The sequence below is a fragment of the Streptomyces sp. NPDC057950 genome (assembly GCF_042887295.1).
GTDB lineage: Bacteria > Actinomycetota > Actinomycetes > Streptomycetales > Streptomycetaceae > Streptomyces > Streptomyces kaempferi.
Map to the genome: position 1 here is coordinate 39,755 of NZ_JBHVPP010000029.1, position 14,800 is coordinate 54,554.

Consider the following 14,800-nt stretch of genomic DNA (forward strand, 5'->3'; position numbering starts at 1 on the left):
AGCCCGGGTGCACGTCGGACCGCCGGCCCCAGGGGCGCGGCGGCCACCAACAGGCATCTATGGCTGCTCGTTCACCACAGTAGGACCCACCACTGACAAACCCTCCTGCACCAGGACTAGTTGATCATTTACGGCGGTGCTCATCCGCTCTGAGCCTCGCGCTCTGTGCAGGTGAGAGGCCCCTCCGAGCTGCTGCCTCTCATCAAGAACCCGTCCGGACCGGGCCCAGGAACGATGCGGACCTCGACCGGCGGCAGGAGGATGGGACGGCCGGGGCAGGAGAGAGACGCGCTCCTCGCATCCTCGGCGGGCATACAGCGAAGGAGACTTCAACCGAAGGGTGGAGGCACGTGTGAGGTGGCATGGGCAGCTGAGGCGGTTGCTGCTGTCCCGGGAAGGCGGCGGTACCGTCCTGATGGCGGTCTCCACGGCCGTCGCGCTCGGTGTCGTGCCGAGCATTCTGGAGCAGTGGACCACGCGGCAGTGGGTGTTTGTCGTGGTCTTCGCCGGCGCTCTCGTCCTGGTTCTGGTGGGGTGGGTACTGCAGCGCCCCCGTGGGCTCGGCGTGGTGGTCAGTCTGTATCCGGCGGAGCGCACGCAAGCCTCGCGGGTATCGGCGCTCAAGCACGCTTCCCGCACCGCGCACAGCACGACGCTGGTCGTCGATCGTGCGGTCCTGTGGCCCGGCGAGCACTCTGCGCAGGACCGTACGGATGTCGCCGACTTCGTGGCCAGGCTCATCGACGCGCAGATCGAGGAGTTGCGAGCTGCGGGCAGAGCGGAGCCCGAGGTCGCGCTGTATGTGCTTGCGCATCTGCAGGACGGGTTTCTTCTGGGCCGACGCCTGGCAGACGATGCACAGCTGTCGCTGGCCGTGATGCATCTGTCGCAGCAGGCCGGGCGCTCCGTGGTCCCTGGAGTCGAGCTTGGGAGTTCCCTGCGTGCTGCGCTCGCTCCCCAACAGCGTGTACGGGTCACCGGGCTTCTGACGTCCTCCACGCGCGGCCGTCCGCAGCTCGTGGAGGTACCCGCGGCAGCCGGACAGCAACGTCACCGGATCGCGCTGATCGTACGTCTGGCGTCGGCCGGCTCCATGGTCGACGACGCCCGCTACGTGGCGGCGACCGGTCAGGTCGCCTACGGGCCAGAACACCACACCGGCTACCAACTCCCTGGCCCGGTCCGTGCGAACGGTCCGTGTGGCGCCTACGTCGTCATCGACACCGGCAACGCCTACCTGCCCGACGACTCCGCCCTCTACGCCGCGGTGACCACCTACGTGTGGGAGTGCTGGCAAACAGCCCGGCAGGAGTGGGCGCAGCATCTGGGCGGCACCGCTGCGGTGGAGGGGCTGTTGTTCTTCCACGGCCCGCTGCCGGTCGCTGTCGCGCTGGGCTGGCTGACGGCCCGTGACCGGATATCTCTGGTCCACCACGACCTGCGTCTGGCACACGGCTCGACGACGCCTCCGGCGGCGGAGCCGTAGGGGCTTGCCGGGTCCTCATGCGTCGATGACGAAGGCCTTCTCGTACACCTGCTGCGCGTTGACGTCCTCGTACACGGTGGTCGGGCGCAGCCGGTTCCACCGGTTGCCCAGCAGCAGGGCCAGGCCCATGGGACCGGCCTGAAAGAGGTGGATCGCGGGATGGGCGCGGCAGGCACGGCGCAGCAGGTCCCGGATACCGACGGCCAGCGCGCTGGCCGTCGCGGCGTCCGGGATGGAGTTGTCCTTCGCCCCGCCGGGCGGCCGCAAGACCAGGAGCCGGGAGACGGGCACCTGATGCTCACGCAGGAAGTCCAGCACGTCCTTGGTCGGGTCGGTGGCGACCGCGACGGCCACAGCGAGATCCGGTCCGAGACCGAGGGCGTGCTCGTCGACGGCTGGCGCCAGCGGGGTCTCGTACTCTGCGGTGGATGACCACAGTTGTTCACGCTGAGCCACGGCGAGGTCGGAGCCGGCCACCATGCGGAAGGCAGCACCGACCACAAACGCGGGTGCCAGGCGCAGGCTGCCGGTAACGGCGACGGTGGTGGTGCCCGGCGGCATCCGGTACGGCGCGGCCTCGATGTCCGCCTGCAACTGCGCCCAGGTTGCCGGGGTCAGCGGGCGCCGCTTCACATATTGTGAGGCTCCCTCGAAGCGGTCCACCCAGTCCAGTGCATAGTCTGCGTCCTCCGCCATGGGATCCGGCTTCAGGGTGGCGATGGACAGCACCGGACGCGATGAGCCGGCTTCCAGGCGCAGAGCCCGGATCGCCTCCCTGATGTCCGCCAGGGACAACCGGCGCTGCCCGTCGGCGACTTGGCGGGCCACCCAGTCCGCGCCGGAGTGCATGGCCTCCTTTGTGAACCGCAGGCCTGCGGCGAACATCAGCATCTGCAAGTGCTCATGCAGGTGCATCACGTCTCGTGCCAGGTCGAAACGCAGCACCTTCAGTAGTTCCAGCAGCTTCTCCTCGCTCAGCCCGGCGCCGTCGGCCCAACGCCTGCGTGCCCGCCCCCTCTTCGATCCCGGGCCCTCCTGGGCCGCCTTCGGAACCAGAAGCTGGGTGCGGGAGTCCCTCAGCGAGATCAGCGGGTCTTCGGAGTCCGGGGACCGGTTGCTCAGCAACGCAAGATCGACCGGAGTCCCGTCCTTGGTGAGCTGCTCCCACGCCTGCGCCATCTTCTGCAGGATCGATGGGCCATCGCGATTGCTGAGCTTGAGCAGGTAGTCCTCACTGACCGGGGTAGAGCTGTCCGCGGCGTACTTGACCTGCATGTAGGTGTGCGGCGGCATCTGCCGGTACAAGACGACGTCGTCCAGGTTCCCCGCGCCGTCGACCTCGACTCCGACCGCCACCACCGGGTTGGGCTGACGGAGCGCGGCATCCCGGACTGCGGCCACACAACCCTGCCACGCGGCCAGCCACTGGTAGCGGTCACCAGCGATACGGACACCCGTCGAGCTCGGGGCAGGCAGGTCAGGCATGAAACCATCTCCCAGGCGTCGGGGGCGCCGCAGTTGCGGCCAAGCATGCTCAGCAGATCATCTCCGCAAGCAGGGCCGAGCCGAAAGCCCTCACACCCACCAGTCACCGGCCGGGTGCACAGGCTCTCGCCCGCCCAACGGCATAGCGGAAGCCCCCGAACACCCTTCTCGGTCGCTTTCTCATACCGCGTCCGAGAGCAGTTGATGTGCATCCGGATGAAGTTGCGGCGTACCAGCTCAGAAAGCCTCAAGCCAGAGAAGTAGCAGGTCAGATGCTCCAGGGAGCTGTCCGGCTCTAGTCAAGACGCCACAGGCCAGAGGCTCTCAAATAGTCGGGGTGGGCCTCACCCATCGCTGGTCGTGACAGGCTGCTGGCGCGGTATCAGATCATCGTCTTGGAGCTGCAGGACCCGGTCGTCACGCCGGAGCGGCTGATGGGCGAGGGGCGGGGTTCGGAGGAGGTCCGTGGGCAGCGGATCGGGGCCTTGCAGGCCGCGCTCCTGCACACGATGGCGCGGCATGGATTGCAGACGTGCATTACCTTCCATCACCGGACGATAGAGGCGCAGGCGTACGCGGAGGGTCTGGAGCGCGTGGCGGCGAAGCTGCACGCGGACCAGCCCGAGGCGTATCCGGGGCGGGTGTGGGCGGACTGGCTGTGCGGTGAGCACGATCCTGTGCATCGGCGGGAGGTCCTGGGCTCGTTCGGGACCACGGCGCAGCGGGCCGTGCTGTCGAACTGCCGGGTCCTCGGGGAGGGCGTCGACATCAGAAGCGTGGACAGCGTCGCCCTGTTGGACCCCAAGGGGGCGCCGCACGACATCGTCCAGGCCATCGGCCGGGCACTGCGGCAGAAGCCGGGACAGGGCAAGCTGGCTTCTTTGATCGTGCCGGTATTTCTCCAGCCGGGAGAAAAGCCGGAGGACATGTTCACCTCGGGATCTTATAAACCGTTGGTGAAAGTTTTGGAAGGGCTCCGGGCTCACGATGAAGAAGCCATCGAATTGCTGGCGATTCCTCAGGAGCCGCAGAAGGACGTCGCGCAGCCGTCGGTGAACATCGGTGCGGCACCTGAGGAAGGCGAAGAAGAATCCCGCCTGTTGCTCCGTTTCGCGGCCCCCAGGGATCCGGTGATGGTCGCGGACTGGGTTTCCTTCAACGTGATCGACACCGAACGCCAGGACTGGGCCCGCGGCTGGGCGAAGCTGAAGGAGTACGTCGAACGGGTCGGGCACGCGAGGGTCCCCTACGGACACCGAGAAGACGCAACGCCCCTCGGGCAATGGGTCGCGGAGCAGCGACGGGCCTACGGGGCCGGGCAGATGACCGGGCTGCGCGCGAGGCGGCTGGAACAGCTGGGCATGGTCTGGAGCCTGGCGGATGAACGCTTCCAGGAGAACCTGGAGGCGGCCAAGGCTTACTACGAGCAGCACTGGACCTTGTGCGCGCCCCGGTCCGCGACGATGCTGGACCGGCTGGTGGGGCAGTGGCTGTCCAACCTACGGCGTCCGGGAGCTCTGGACGGGCATCCGAAGTGGGAGGCGGCGCTCCTGGCAGTCGACGAGGACTGGAACCCGGCGTGGCCGGCGGACTGGCAACGCCACTACGCCGCACTGCACGAACTTCTCGCCGACGAAGACGACCAGGCCGGTCAGACCGAGATTCTGCCCGGCGTGACCGTCCACGGCATGGACATCGGCAAATGGCTCGCCAAGCAGCGGAAACCCGCAGCCTGGGCAGCCCTGACGGACGGGCAGCGCGAACGCCTGGAACAACTCGGCATCACCGCGCCGGCCCCGGAGCCGGAAGCCCCCGCGAAGGCGTCCACGGCGGCCGTGAGCGCCTTCGAGAAGGGCGTAGCGGCCCTCGCGCAGTATAAGACCCGCACCGGCTCCCTGACCGTCCCCAGAAGCCATGTGGAGACCATCGTGATCGACGGCCAGGAACACCCCGTGAAACTCGGTGTGTTCCTGTCCAACAGCAAGAGCCGTCGGGCCAAGCTCACTGTGGACAAACTCGCCACACTCGCAGCACTCGGACTGGAATGGGCGACCGCATGTTAGCCGAGCACGACATACCGGCCAGCAGCGAACAGCATCCCGCACCACAGCGGCGCGACGACGCCGTGAGCCGCGTGCCACGGACGCCGGCTGCAGAGCGGCCCCGGGGTCTGCCGAAGGGTCTCGCGAACTCGGTGGACCTCATGACAGGCTCAGGTCGCCTGCACGACCGTTCGAGGCGAGCACTGCGTCGTGCACGACGCAGCCCATTACATACACGACAGCCAGCCTGTGTCAGCGATCACGCTTTTCCCCACGATCTACATGATCAGCGTCACGTAATTCCCCACCCGCACGGTCACGCTTCCCCATGGGGATGGCGGTTGCGAGTGGATGCCCAACGGCAGGGGAAGGCCCAAACCCGCCTCTCCTTGCCGTTCACATGAACAGCGGGTCGACCGGCGGCCATGGGTAGCCCAGTTGATCGGCATCATGCGAACCTCCCCAGACCTCGGCGGTGGCACGGGGATCGCCTGCGGTCAGCCGCGCTTCAAGGCGCTCGGCTTGGTCCGATGGGGCGTCCGCGGAGATCGGGAGGGTCATCCCGAACTGGAGCCAGGGCAGATCTGCATCGGCCCGGTCACGGGGATGCCACAGGACGACGTGGATTCGATCGGGTTCCTTGCGGGAGGCCCAGACACCTTCCAACTCGCAGTCCCACCTGACGAGCCAGTCCCCGCGTCCCCTCAGCCCCGCCTCAAGCAGCCGCGCAACCGCTCCTGCCGGCCACTCCCAACTGCGGTCCTCTCCGGCTCGCAGGACCTCAGCCTCGTACTGACCTGCGGTGAACCGAAGCTCCGGCAGGTCGAAGTCCTGATTGGCCGGGTCGCGCCAGCCCGCCCAGACAACGTGATCCCCGTTACGCGTGACCGTCATGTACAGCGCGCCACAGCACTCCTCCACGCCGCACCCGGACCGAGCGAGACGAACCTCGGTGGGCGTCGCTGTGGCATGCAACGGCCCGTCCTGGCCCAGCAGATACCTGGGGCTTACTCCCAGGTACCGGGCGCTGTCCACGCCACCGGGGACCGCCTCGGCCAGAAGATCCCGGCCATTGACGATCGGGCGGACCTCCGCGCAGCCCTCGTCGGGTGGAGGGCACGCGATGCTCAGACTGAGAAGGTCCGGTCTCGTGGTCATCGGCCAATAATCGCGGAGCTGGCTCGCAACTGTCATGTGAATGGGCGTGGCTTCCGCTCAGGGCGGAGTTCGGGCCGCCTTCAGGCACGCTGGCCTCGGACACCCCTCCGGAACGACGGGATGGCAGCCTGGGGAATTACGTGACCGTCCACACCGCCCTCTACACGCTGGTCGACGGCAGGCGGCCCGGATTACCCATGGGGGCCGGCCCGGCCGGACAGGCAGCTGCGACTCGGCCCCCGGTACGAGGAGAGGGCCGGACCGCCGCCGAAGAACCGGAAGCAGCCCGGCCCTCCCGTCCACCGGACGGAAGGCCGCTTCAGGAGTGGAAGCTGATCCAGCACGGCCGTCCGGCCGAGGCCCTCGCCGCCCTTCCCATGATCGCCGAAGGTCGGGCGGCCGCCGAACGGCGGGAACGGGAAAGGGCGCAGTGGCAGGAGCAGGACGACCCCTGGGGCGGCATGGGCGAGTTCGCCCAGGAGCCCCTGTTGTAGGTGTCGTGCGCCGCGGACGTTCGTCTGGCTCCGGCCGTCTCTGTGGGCCCGATCGGGAGAACTGCTGCGGGCGGGAGAACCCTCTGCCTGCGGCCGTGCGTCGTGCCGGGTGTGGAAGCGATCAACGAAGTACACGTAGCGGAGTCCGGTCTGGTCGTGGTCGACGTGGCAGCCGCCGACGACCAGACCGCCTTCGCCTTCCATGAGGCTCTGGCCTTGATGTGGGCGGCGACCTCTGTGGAACGCACGATACGAGATCCCGGACAGCCCAGTGTCCGGCTGCGCTGCTACTTCGACATGCGCCAGAAGCTCAGCACCTGACCAGCGCCGGCCCGCCGCCAGGCCAGAGGCACCCTGGCCCTCTACGCCCGGGCCAATCTCGGCCGAGCCGCAGTTCCGGGTGCGCCTGCAGCCCCCGGCCGGCACTTGAGCTGGGTGAAGACTTCTCGACACTCCCCAGAAACCTCAACGAACACCACTAAAACCACGCTGCAACTTGCGCCACTTCAAGAGGGATTCCTTGTTCACACGTCTTGCCACCTCGGCGGTCGCGGTCGCTGTAGCCGGCCTCGTCTTCACGGCACCGGCCGCCTCCGCAACGGCCGCACGGCCGGCCACCAACACCGCACACCACTGCGTTCACCACACGACCGGGCTGTGCGGCCGGACCCACCACCAAAAGCCCAAAAACAAGACCGTGACCGCGAAGTGCAAGGACGCCTCCCTGTCCTACTCGCAGCACTCCCAGGGCACCTGCTCCCACCACCACGGCATCAAGTACTGGTTCAAGTAGGCCCCGCCACGCGGGACGGATGGCCTGCTCCTCACCTGGGGCAGGCGGCCCGTCCCGCATTCGCTGATCTGACGGCCGGTATTCAGCTCCCCGCCCGAGGACAGAACCTGCACCGATCGGGGGCCCCAGGGCGGGGCCTTGCCGCGTATCTCCGTCCGCTAGAGGTCGGTGCGTCCGCCGAAGTGCTCGGGGACCTGGTCACGTAGCGTCCGTCCCACCTCGTGGAACTCGTCCTGCTGGCCGAGCCGCGAGCGATGGAGTGCGAGCCGCAAGCCCCTGATCAGCTCTTCCAGTCGGACCTCGTCGCCCTCGTCGCTCTGCTTCCGGGCTTCCGCCAGGAGGCTGGCGAAGGCGGCCACGGCCGAGTTCCTGTCGCGCTCCCACAGCCAGGCGAACACGCTCCCGAACGCGTCGCCCGGGTTCGCGCTCTGACCTTCGACGCGGTAAACGGCGCAGTCGTTGGCCTCGTTGCGGATGAAGCCCGTGAGCAGGTGGTCGAATATCCAGGCGGGCACTTCCACGCTGTCCATGTACGCCCTCTCGTCAGCAGGTGTCGGGGTCATCCTGGCGACAGTCGGGCAGCCGCGACAGTGGGTCCGCCGAACGCGCGCCCATTCGGCGATGTTGTCCTGGGCCTCCGGCCTGAGCTCCTCCTGGCCGCCGCGTCGGATCGTGGTTCAACGGCAGGGCTCGGGCCACCATGGTGGCGCCCCGGCAGGGGCGGCGGCGCCCGGCAAGCCCGCCAAGTCCGCGCCAACCCTCAACCGGCCGTCTACGACAATTCCCATACCCACAGCCGCGACAAGGTCCTGTGCCACCGCGGTACCAAGGACACCCCCGGTCTCGACCGGTACGTGGGCGCACGGTCGGCCTACCTCGTAGTCTGCGGCTTCCGCCGCCTGAACGGCACGGACACCATGGGGTGGACCTACCAGAGCCTCAGGGCCACACGTGGAATGCATGGTCCCGTCCGCCGACGATGGCGCCGTGGGCGCTGTCACGATCTCGTCAGGCGCGCTCGGGTCGGCCGGGCCCACCGGTGTCCCGGGAGAGCGGTGCGTGCCTACGGGGTGTGGGCAGCGCGGGCAGGAGTTCCCACAGGGGCCGGGATCCGGCAGCCCAGGAGCCGAGCAGGTGGCGGTCGACAAGGTGCAGTCGCTGCCGGCGGGCGAAGATGCGGCCCGGCTGGGTGATCCTGCCGTTGGTCACCATCACCACAACATCCCCCCTGTGGACCGGGCGACCGGTCCCGTTGAGGACCTGGAGTTCCGGGGTGCCCACCGCGGCGCCTCGTTCACCGTGCCGACGGTGCTTGCACTGGATCACCCAGCGACGTCCCAGCGGATCGGTAGCCTTCACGTCCGCTCTCAGATCACCCTGCCCGCCGACCTGGACGGCGTCGGTGCAGCCGTCCCGGTGCATGAGGTCGCGCACCACGTGCTCGAACTGCTGGTGGGAGAACGCGTCCAGTGAGATCAGTGTCGCTGTGCAGCGCTGTCGGGCTTGGGCGGCTGTATGTCGAAGACGTTCTTCGGTGTGACGATGTTGGTGATGGCCTTGCCGAACAAGGTGCTGAGCGACTGCCCTTGGTGGCGGATGTCGCTGGTGGTGTGGACGATGAGGGTGGCCTTGGCGGCCGGCAGGTACACCATCAGTGACTGGTAGCCCGGCAGCGAGCCGTTGTGCCCGATCCATCCGTGGTTGTTGAACACGCCCAGGCCGTAGCCCACGTCCGGCATGCCTGTGGGCAGCATCTTCATGCGCTGAGCCTGGGTTCCGTGCTTGAGCAGGGTGCCCTTGGCGAGCATGGGTGCCCAGCGCTGGAGGTCGCCGAGGTTGGAGATCATGACTCCGGCTGCCCCGCCGTCGGAGGGGTTCCAGTGCGTGGCGTCCGCCACGGAACCGTTGCTTGTCTGGTCGGTGTAGCCGTGGGCGTGGGGGGCCGGGAATTCGGCGCCCTTGGGGTAGAAAGTATTTCTCAGGTGCGAGGGGGTCAGTATGTGCTGGTCGAGGTAGCGGCTCAGCGACTGGCCGCTGACCTTCTCGACCACCTTGCCTAGCAGCAGGTAGTTGGTGTTGACGTACTGGAACGTGCTGCCGGGGGCGGCCTGCGCAGGGTGCCGGAAGGCGTAGGAGAGCATTTCGTCCGCCGTCCACTGACGGTGGGGGTCGGCCACGAATGCCTTGATCCAGTCCTCGTCCGCCATGTATTCGAATAGCCCGCTTCGCATCTCCATCAGGTGACGGAGCGTGATGTGGCGGCCCTGCGGGACACCTCGTACGTAGCGGGAGATCGGGTCGTCCAGGCTCACCTTCTTCTGGTCGGCCAGTTGCAGTACTGCGGTGGCGGTAAAGGTCTTGGTCAGGCTGCCGACGCGCATGTTGAAGCCGGGGCGCATGGGGGTGCGGGTGTTCTTCTGGGCCGTGCCGAAGGCGCGTGTGTAGGTTCCCTTGCCGGGGACCGTCAGGCCCACGGTCACGCCGGGCGTCCTCGTCCGGTGCAGGATGCGGGTGATGGCGCGGTCGAGTTGCGCGCGTACCGCGGGGGTCAGGGCTCGTGCGGTGGAGGCCGTCGAGGCCTGGGGCTTTGAGGCAGCGGTGGTGGGGTGTGTCGTGGAGCCCAGGGCTTGTGCGGTGGGGCCGGCTGCAAGGACTGCGCCGGCAGCCAACACGGCACCGAGGACGGTGGCCTTGCGTCGTTCGCGGCGGGGGGTCGCGGTGGTGTGGGGCATGTGGTGCGCTCTTCCTTCGAGGGATGGCCCGGGTCGATCACCCGGTGTGCTTCCAGCCTGGTGTGGGCCCGGTGCTTCGGCCTCTGTCCCAGGAGCGGTTCGGGATCTCCTCCTCAGGGATGAACCAGGGCGCGTCTCCTCAATAGGGGTGGGGGTCGGTCGGTGCGGCCTCGTGCGTTCGGCCGGATGACCTGGGGTGGTGTCTGCTTGTGTGCCGCCGTGTGTCGGCCCTGCCGGGCACGTACTGTCCGAGGGCTGCGTCGTACGGGGAGCTGCCATGGGTGCTGCTGAGGCGTCCGCTGGTGCGCGGGAGCACGATCCGCGTCCGCGGTGGACGGATGTCGTCGTCGAGTTCGGGCTGACGACGGTCCTGGTGTTCTGTGCCGTCACCGGTGTCCGCTGGCTGGTGGTGGCCGACTCGCCGTTGGTTGTCGCTGATGCGGCAGCGGCGGCGGCTGCCAACGGGCTGTTCATCGGGATCGTGCTGGTGGTGCTGATCAAGTCGCCGCCGGGGCGTCGTTCGGGTGCCCATATGAATCCGGCGATCAGCGTCGCGTTGTGGCTGATGGGGGTGTTTCCCGGGCGGTGGGTGGCGGCTTACGCGTGTGCGCAGCTTGCGGGGTCGGTGGGTGGCACCGCGTTGGGACGGCTGGTGTGGGGGCCGGTGTTGTCCCGGGCGTCTGTACGGTATGCGGCGGTGCGTCCGGGGGCTGCGTGGAACACTTGGGGGGTCGCCGCTACCGAGTGCGCGTGCCTGGTCGTGGTGGTGGTGTTGGTGGGGTGCTTCCTCGCGCGCCCGTCCCTGAGCCGGTTGCTGCCCTACGCTGTCGGGGCTGTGACGGCGGTCATCATCGCGGTGCTGAGCCAGCACAGCGGTGCTTCGGTGAACCCCTCGCGGCAGTTGGGGCCGGCTGTGTTCGCCGGCGAGGTGGGGTTGTTGTGGGTCTATCTGCTCGCCCCGGTGGTCGGGGCGGTGGCCGGTGCGGGCGTCCACCGGCTGTTGCGGTGCTGTCTGCGCTTTCCCGGGCCGTGCACCTTTCGGCTGTGCGGTGACGATGGGGCCGGTGTGCCCGGCCGTTGAGGTTGCTGGCGCGGGGGCTGGATCGAGCGGCGCGAGTGGGAGTTCAGCGGTCCGCTTCGGGGGTCACCAGGCGGGCGTCGTGGGCGAGGATGACGGCATGGACGTGGTCGCGGAGTTCTCCGGGACGTGGGCGATGTGGGTCTTCACGGTGGCTTTGCTGACGACCGGTTCGGCGGCGATCTCGGCGCGTTCGGCGGGCCCTTGGGTGAGGGCCCGCGGTGCGTCCGGTCGGCGGCAGGTCGGCCGGTTTCGGGCTGGGCGGTGTGCTGTGGGGCGGTCGTCGAGGCGGGTGGTGCGGTCGAGGAGGCGGCGGGTGACGCGCGGGGCGACTACGGCTTCGCCGGAGGCGACGGCGCGGATGGCGTCGTTGAGGGAGGCTGCTGGTCCGTCTTCGACGAGGAAGCCGCCGGCGCGGGCGATCCGGGCGCGTTCTTGGGCCACTGCGGCCCGCGCATTGGCGGTCCCTTTCCCGCTCGGCGGCGGCAGCGCGTTCTACGATGTCTGCGGCGATCGCGCGCCGGGCTCGGGCGAGTTCGCCCGGCGCCCATGCCGCGACTAGCAGGACGTTCATCGTGACCGCTGCGCAGGCCCGGTATCCAGGGTCCAGCTCGATCTCGGCCAGGCTGGTGGCCAGGACCAACCCCGGCCGGCAGCGTGAAGGAGTACGACCGGCACACGCGCAGCGCGGTTAGGAACACTGTCGCGGCCACGGCCAGGCAGACGGGGCCGATCGACACGCCGTGCGCTCCGACCGGCTGGGGTATGTATGCCATGCCCTGCGGGGCGGCGGCCGCGAGCGCGACGACCACGAGTACGGGGGCCGGCCGGCGGCGGCGCACGATCAGGGGCAGTCCGGTGAGCAGCGCGAGCACGATCCCGAGGGCGGGGGCCCCGGTGCTGCCGGTCGCGTCAAGGTGGTGACAGCCGTCGACAGGGATCCCAGCGCGAGCCTGAACGCGAGCGCCGTGTCGACCACGGCGCTGGGCGCTTTGCGCCTGGCGATCGTGTCGAAGAAGGTCATGGATCGACGGTAGGCCGGGCGGGGCCGTGTCTTCCTCGGCCGTGATCGCGAGATTTTCCGCGGGGGTGTTGTCCGTACCGGTGTCATCCGTGCGGATGAGGCGGCCACGCGTGGCAGGGGTGCGGTCCTCGTTCCTGGGGCCGAGGGCTGCGGCGTCCTCACCCGTTGTGATGAGCGGCGAGTTCCGCTTCCCGGCCGACCGTCTGGCGCCGTGGCGGCCGAAGGCTGGAGGGGTAGTGGCTGCCGCGGGGTGCGGGGGCCGTCTTCAGCCCCCGAAGGGAACTTCCGTGTTCGATCGTCTCGGCGGTGCCGTCACCCGGCGGCCCGTCCTCGTCATCCTGGTCTGGCTGGCGGTGCTGCTGGCCCTGACCGGTGTGGGTGTCGGTTATGCCGGCGCCCATCACTGGAACGACACCACCGACACACGTCAGAGCAGTGGCCTGCCCGCCGAGTACGAGTCGGCCAGGGCCCAGCACATCGCCGACCGGGCTTTCGGTAAGCCTGATGACCGGGGGACGGCCACCCTGGTCCTGACCCGCGCCGACGACCGTCCGCTGGCGCGGGCCGACGTGGCGAGCGCCGAGCGGCTGGTGCGACAGCTGGACCGCAACGCCGCGCGGCGTACGCACCCGGCCGCTGTCCGTGTCGCCACCGGACCGGGGCAGCTGTCTCCGGACCGCACGGTGCTGCTGGCGCAGGCCGTGTTCGACAAGCCTTCGGACGCCCGGCGGGCGCAGAAGGCAGCGACCGACCTGGACAGGGACGTCACCGAGGCAACCGAAGGCACCGTGCTGCGGGGCCATCTGACGGGTGAGACCGCGGCGATGGCCGATGACGCCCGGATGAGTGCCATCGTCATGTACGCGATGATCGCTGTGGTGTTCGTGCTGCTGATCGCGCTGTTTCGGAGTCTGCTGATCGCGGTGGTGAGCCTGGTGGCGATCGCCCTGGTCGGTTTCGGCGTGACCGGGCTGCTCACCATCGGTGCCCACCTGGCCGGTGCGCAGGTCGGCAGGACGGCGACCGAACTGCTGCCGGTCGTGCTCTTCGGCGTGGGTACCGACTACATCGTCTTCCTGCTGTACCGCTACCGGGAGCGGTTGCGCGCCGGGCAGGGTCACCGCACGGCGATGGCCGGCGGTGTAGGCAGGGTGGGCGAGGCGGTGGTCTCCTCCGCCTTGGCGGTCGCGGTGTCCTTTGTGGCGCTGCTGGCATCGCAGATGCCGGACTTCAGGGTGCTGGGCCCGGCGCTGGGGGTGTCCGTCCTGGTGATGCTGCTGGCGTCGCTGACGCTGGTCCCCGCGCTGTTCACGGTGCTGGGCAAGCGGCTGTCGCGCAGGCCGTCCTGGCGGCGCGCGCCCGCGCTGCGTGTGACAAGGGCAGTGGCCGGTCTCGTGGCGCGGCGCCCGGCGGCCGTGGCCGGTGCCGCGGCGCTGCTGCTGGCGGCGCTGGCCTCGTTCGCCTTCGGTTACAAGGCCGACTACGACCTGTCGCCGTATCAGAAGGGCAGTCACGCCGCTCAGGGCTATGCCGAGCTGAAGTCGGCGTTCCCCGAGGGCGTGCTCACTCCGACGCAGGTGATGGTGAGCGCCGAGAAGGGCACGCTCACCGCCGGCCGGCTCGCGCCGTACACGGCCCGGTTGGGCCGCCTGCCGGACGTGGGCGAGGTGCGTGTCGCGCGGGTGTCGGACGACGCCAGGGTGGCACAGATCGACCTGGCGCTGGTCATCAACCCGACCGGTACCCAGGCGCTGCGAGTGCACGATCAGGTGCTGGCGCCCCAGGCCCGGGTCGGGGCCCCGTCCGGTACTTCGGTCGCCGTCGGGGGGCTGACCGCGGCGTATGCCGACACCAGCAAGGTCGTCAGCCACGACCTGCGGCTGATCATCCCGATCGCAGCCGTGGCGATCGGGGTGATCCTGCTGCTCACGCTGCGGGCGGTGCTCGCCCCGTTGTATCTGATGGCGGCGGTCGGCCTCGGGTTCGCGGCGACGCTCGGCTCGGCGGTGCTGCTGTTCCAGCATGTGCAGCACAAGCCGGGGGTCACCTTCACCGTGCCGCTGATCGTCTACCTCTTCGTCGCGTCGATCGGCACCGACTACAACATTTTGATGATCGCCCGGCTGCGTGAGGAGCTGCTGCGCGGGGCGAGTCCGCGGGAGGCGGCCCGTTACGCGGTCACCCACGCCGGCCCTTCGGTCGCCGCCGCAGGGATCATCTTGGCTGCGAGCTTCGGCGTCCTCGGCTTCAGCAGTTCCACCGCGTCTGTCGGGCTGCCGGTGGCCATGGGGGTCGTCCTGGCCACCTTCGTCACGTCGTGGCTGCTGATACCGGCGCTGACGGCTCTGGTGGGGCACCGGGCGTTCTGGCCCTCGCGCACCGGCCGCTCCGGGGATGGAGAGCACCGGCGTGTCATCCCTGCGGAGCATCCGGAGATTGGCTCGCCCAGCTGATGGCCGACGGCAATCCGGATCGCATGGTGGATCCACCTGGCGGTGCGCGAGCGCG

The 14,800-nt window shown here is 69.0% G+C and carries 13 protein-coding genes and 1 pseudogene; 8 read left to right on the plus strand and 6 right to left on the minus strand.

Going from position 1 to position 14,800, the window contains the following annotated elements:
• The first annotated feature begins 352 nt into the window (after positions 1-352).
• Positions 353-1,486 (plus strand): hypothetical protein, encoded by a 1,134-nt coding sequence (locus tag ACFVTC_RS36875; protein ID WP_390133239.1) that lies wholly within the window; start codon positions 353-355, stop codon positions 1,484-1,486.
• A 15-nt stretch (positions 1,487-1,501) separates the two neighbouring features.
• Here ACFVTC_RS36875 and ACFVTC_RS36880 read toward each other — a convergent pair whose 3' ends face one another.
• Positions 1,502-2,887: an SAVED domain-containing protein gene (locus ACFVTC_RS36880; RefSeq protein WP_390133241.1), complete on the minus strand. Its 1,386-nt coding sequence runs from the start codon at positions 2,885-2,887 to the stop codon at positions 1,502-1,504.
• Between the two features lie 479 nt (positions 2,888-3,366).
• Here ACFVTC_RS36880 and ACFVTC_RS36885 point away from each other — a divergent pair, with 479 nt between their 5' ends.
• Entirely contained in the window at positions 3,367-5,034 is a 1,668-nt protein-coding gene (locus ACFVTC_RS36885; RefSeq protein ID WP_390133243.1) for a Helicase associated domain protein, read from the plus strand.
• 375 nt (positions 5,035-5,409) lie between these two features.
• Here the strand turns inward: ACFVTC_RS36885 and ACFVTC_RS36890 are convergent, their stop codons facing one another.
• A complete protein-coding gene (locus ACFVTC_RS36890) occupies positions 5,410-6,171 on the minus strand; it encodes a hypothetical protein (protein WP_390133245.1) in 762 nt (253 codons plus the stop codon).
• A 140-nt stretch (positions 6,172-6,311) separates the two neighbouring features.
• Here ACFVTC_RS36890 and ACFVTC_RS36895 point away from each other — a divergent pair, with 140 nt between their 5' ends.
• The 3 genes from ACFVTC_RS36895 to ACFVTC_RS36905 all read left to right on the plus strand — a co-directional run bounded on the left by ACFVTC_RS36895 (position 6,312) and on the right by ACFVTC_RS36905 (position 7,458).
• The gene (locus ACFVTC_RS36895) at positions 6,312-6,665 is read left to right on the plus strand and encodes a hypothetical protein (protein ID WP_390133247.1); all 354 of its coding nucleotides are present in this window, start codon (positions 6,312-6,314) and stop codon (positions 6,663-6,665) included.
• Between the two features lie 111 nt (positions 6,666-6,776).
• Positions 6,777-6,986, plus strand: coding sequence for a DUF6207 family protein (locus ACFVTC_RS36900; protein WP_390133249.1), 210 nt, complete (start codon positions 6,777-6,779; stop codon positions 6,984-6,986).
• A gap of 199 nt (positions 6,987-7,185) precedes the next feature.
• Positions 7,186-7,458 carry a DUF3761 domain-containing protein gene (locus ACFVTC_RS36905; RefSeq protein ID WP_390133251.1) on the plus strand — a complete coding sequence of 91 codons (273 nt, stop codon included), beginning with the start codon at positions 7,186-7,188 and terminating at the stop codon, positions 7,456-7,458.
• 158 nt (positions 7,459-7,616) lie between these two features.
• On the opposite strand, the gene ACFVTC_RS36910 is transcribed toward ACFVTC_RS36905, so the two are convergent.
• The 3 genes and pseudogenes from ACFVTC_RS36910 to ACFVTC_RS36920 all read right to left on the minus strand — a co-directional run bounded on the left by ACFVTC_RS36910 (position 7,617) and on the right by ACFVTC_RS36920 (position 10,190).
• Positions 7,617-8,021, minus strand: coding sequence for a hypothetical protein (locus ACFVTC_RS36910; RefSeq protein WP_390133253.1), 405 nt, complete (start codon positions 8,019-8,021; stop codon positions 7,617-7,619).
• Between the two features lie 445 nt (positions 8,022-8,466).
• A pseudogene (locus tag ACFVTC_RS36915) lies at positions 8,467-8,964 on the minus strand (restriction endonuclease); the annotation flags it as partial.
• On the minus strand, positions 8,934-10,190 hold the full coding sequence (locus tag ACFVTC_RS36920; protein ID WP_390133254.1) for a serine hydrolase domain-containing protein: 1,257 nt from the start codon (positions 10,188-10,190) through the stop codon (positions 8,934-8,936). The pseudogene ACFVTC_RS36915 and the gene ACFVTC_RS36920, both read right to left, overlap by 31 nt.
• Positions 10,191-10,467: 277 nt before the next feature.
• Between ACFVTC_RS36920 and ACFVTC_RS36925 the strand changes: the two genes are divergently transcribed.
• Positions 10,468-11,271, plus strand: coding sequence for an aquaporin (locus ACFVTC_RS36925; RefSeq protein ID WP_390133256.1), 804 nt, complete (start codon positions 10,468-10,470; stop codon positions 11,269-11,271).
• Positions 11,272-11,334: 63 nt separating this feature from the next.
• On the opposite strand, the gene ACFVTC_RS36930 is transcribed toward ACFVTC_RS36925, so the two are convergent.
• Positions 11,335-11,712, minus strand: coding sequence for a hypothetical protein (locus ACFVTC_RS36930; protein WP_390133258.1), 378 nt, complete (start codon positions 11,710-11,712; stop codon positions 11,335-11,337).
• Between the two features lie 299 nt (positions 11,713-12,011).
• Between ACFVTC_RS36930 and ACFVTC_RS36935 the strand changes: the two genes are divergently transcribed.
• The gene (locus tag ACFVTC_RS36935; RefSeq protein WP_390133260.1) at positions 12,012-12,305 is read left to right on the plus strand and encodes a hypothetical protein; all 294 of its coding nucleotides are present in this window, start codon (positions 12,012-12,014) and stop codon (positions 12,303-12,305) included.
• 274 nt (positions 12,306-12,579) lie between these two features.
• On the plus strand, positions 12,580-14,745 hold the full coding sequence (locus ACFVTC_RS36940) for an MMPL family transporter (RefSeq protein WP_390133262.1): 2,166 nt from the start codon (positions 12,580-12,582) through the stop codon (positions 14,743-14,745).
• Positions 14,746-14,800: the final 55 nt, after the last annotated feature.

Coding starts and splice junctions, on each gene's coding strand:
- ACFVTC_RS36890 (WP_390133245.1), bottom strand. CDS start 6,171: ATGACCACGAGACCGGACCTTCTCAGTCTGAGCATCGCGTGCCCTCCA.
- ACFVTC_RS36910 (WP_390133253.1), bottom strand. CDS start 8,021: ATGACCCCGACACCTGCTGACGAGAGGGCGTACATGGACAGCGTGGAA.
- ACFVTC_RS36920 (WP_390133254.1), bottom strand. CDS start 10,190: ATGCCCCACACCACCGCGACCCCCCGCCGCGAACGACGCAAGGCCACC.
- ACFVTC_RS36925 (WP_390133256.1), top strand. CDS start 10,468: ATGGGTGCTGCTGAGGCGTCCGCTGGTGCGCGGGAGCACGATCCGCGT.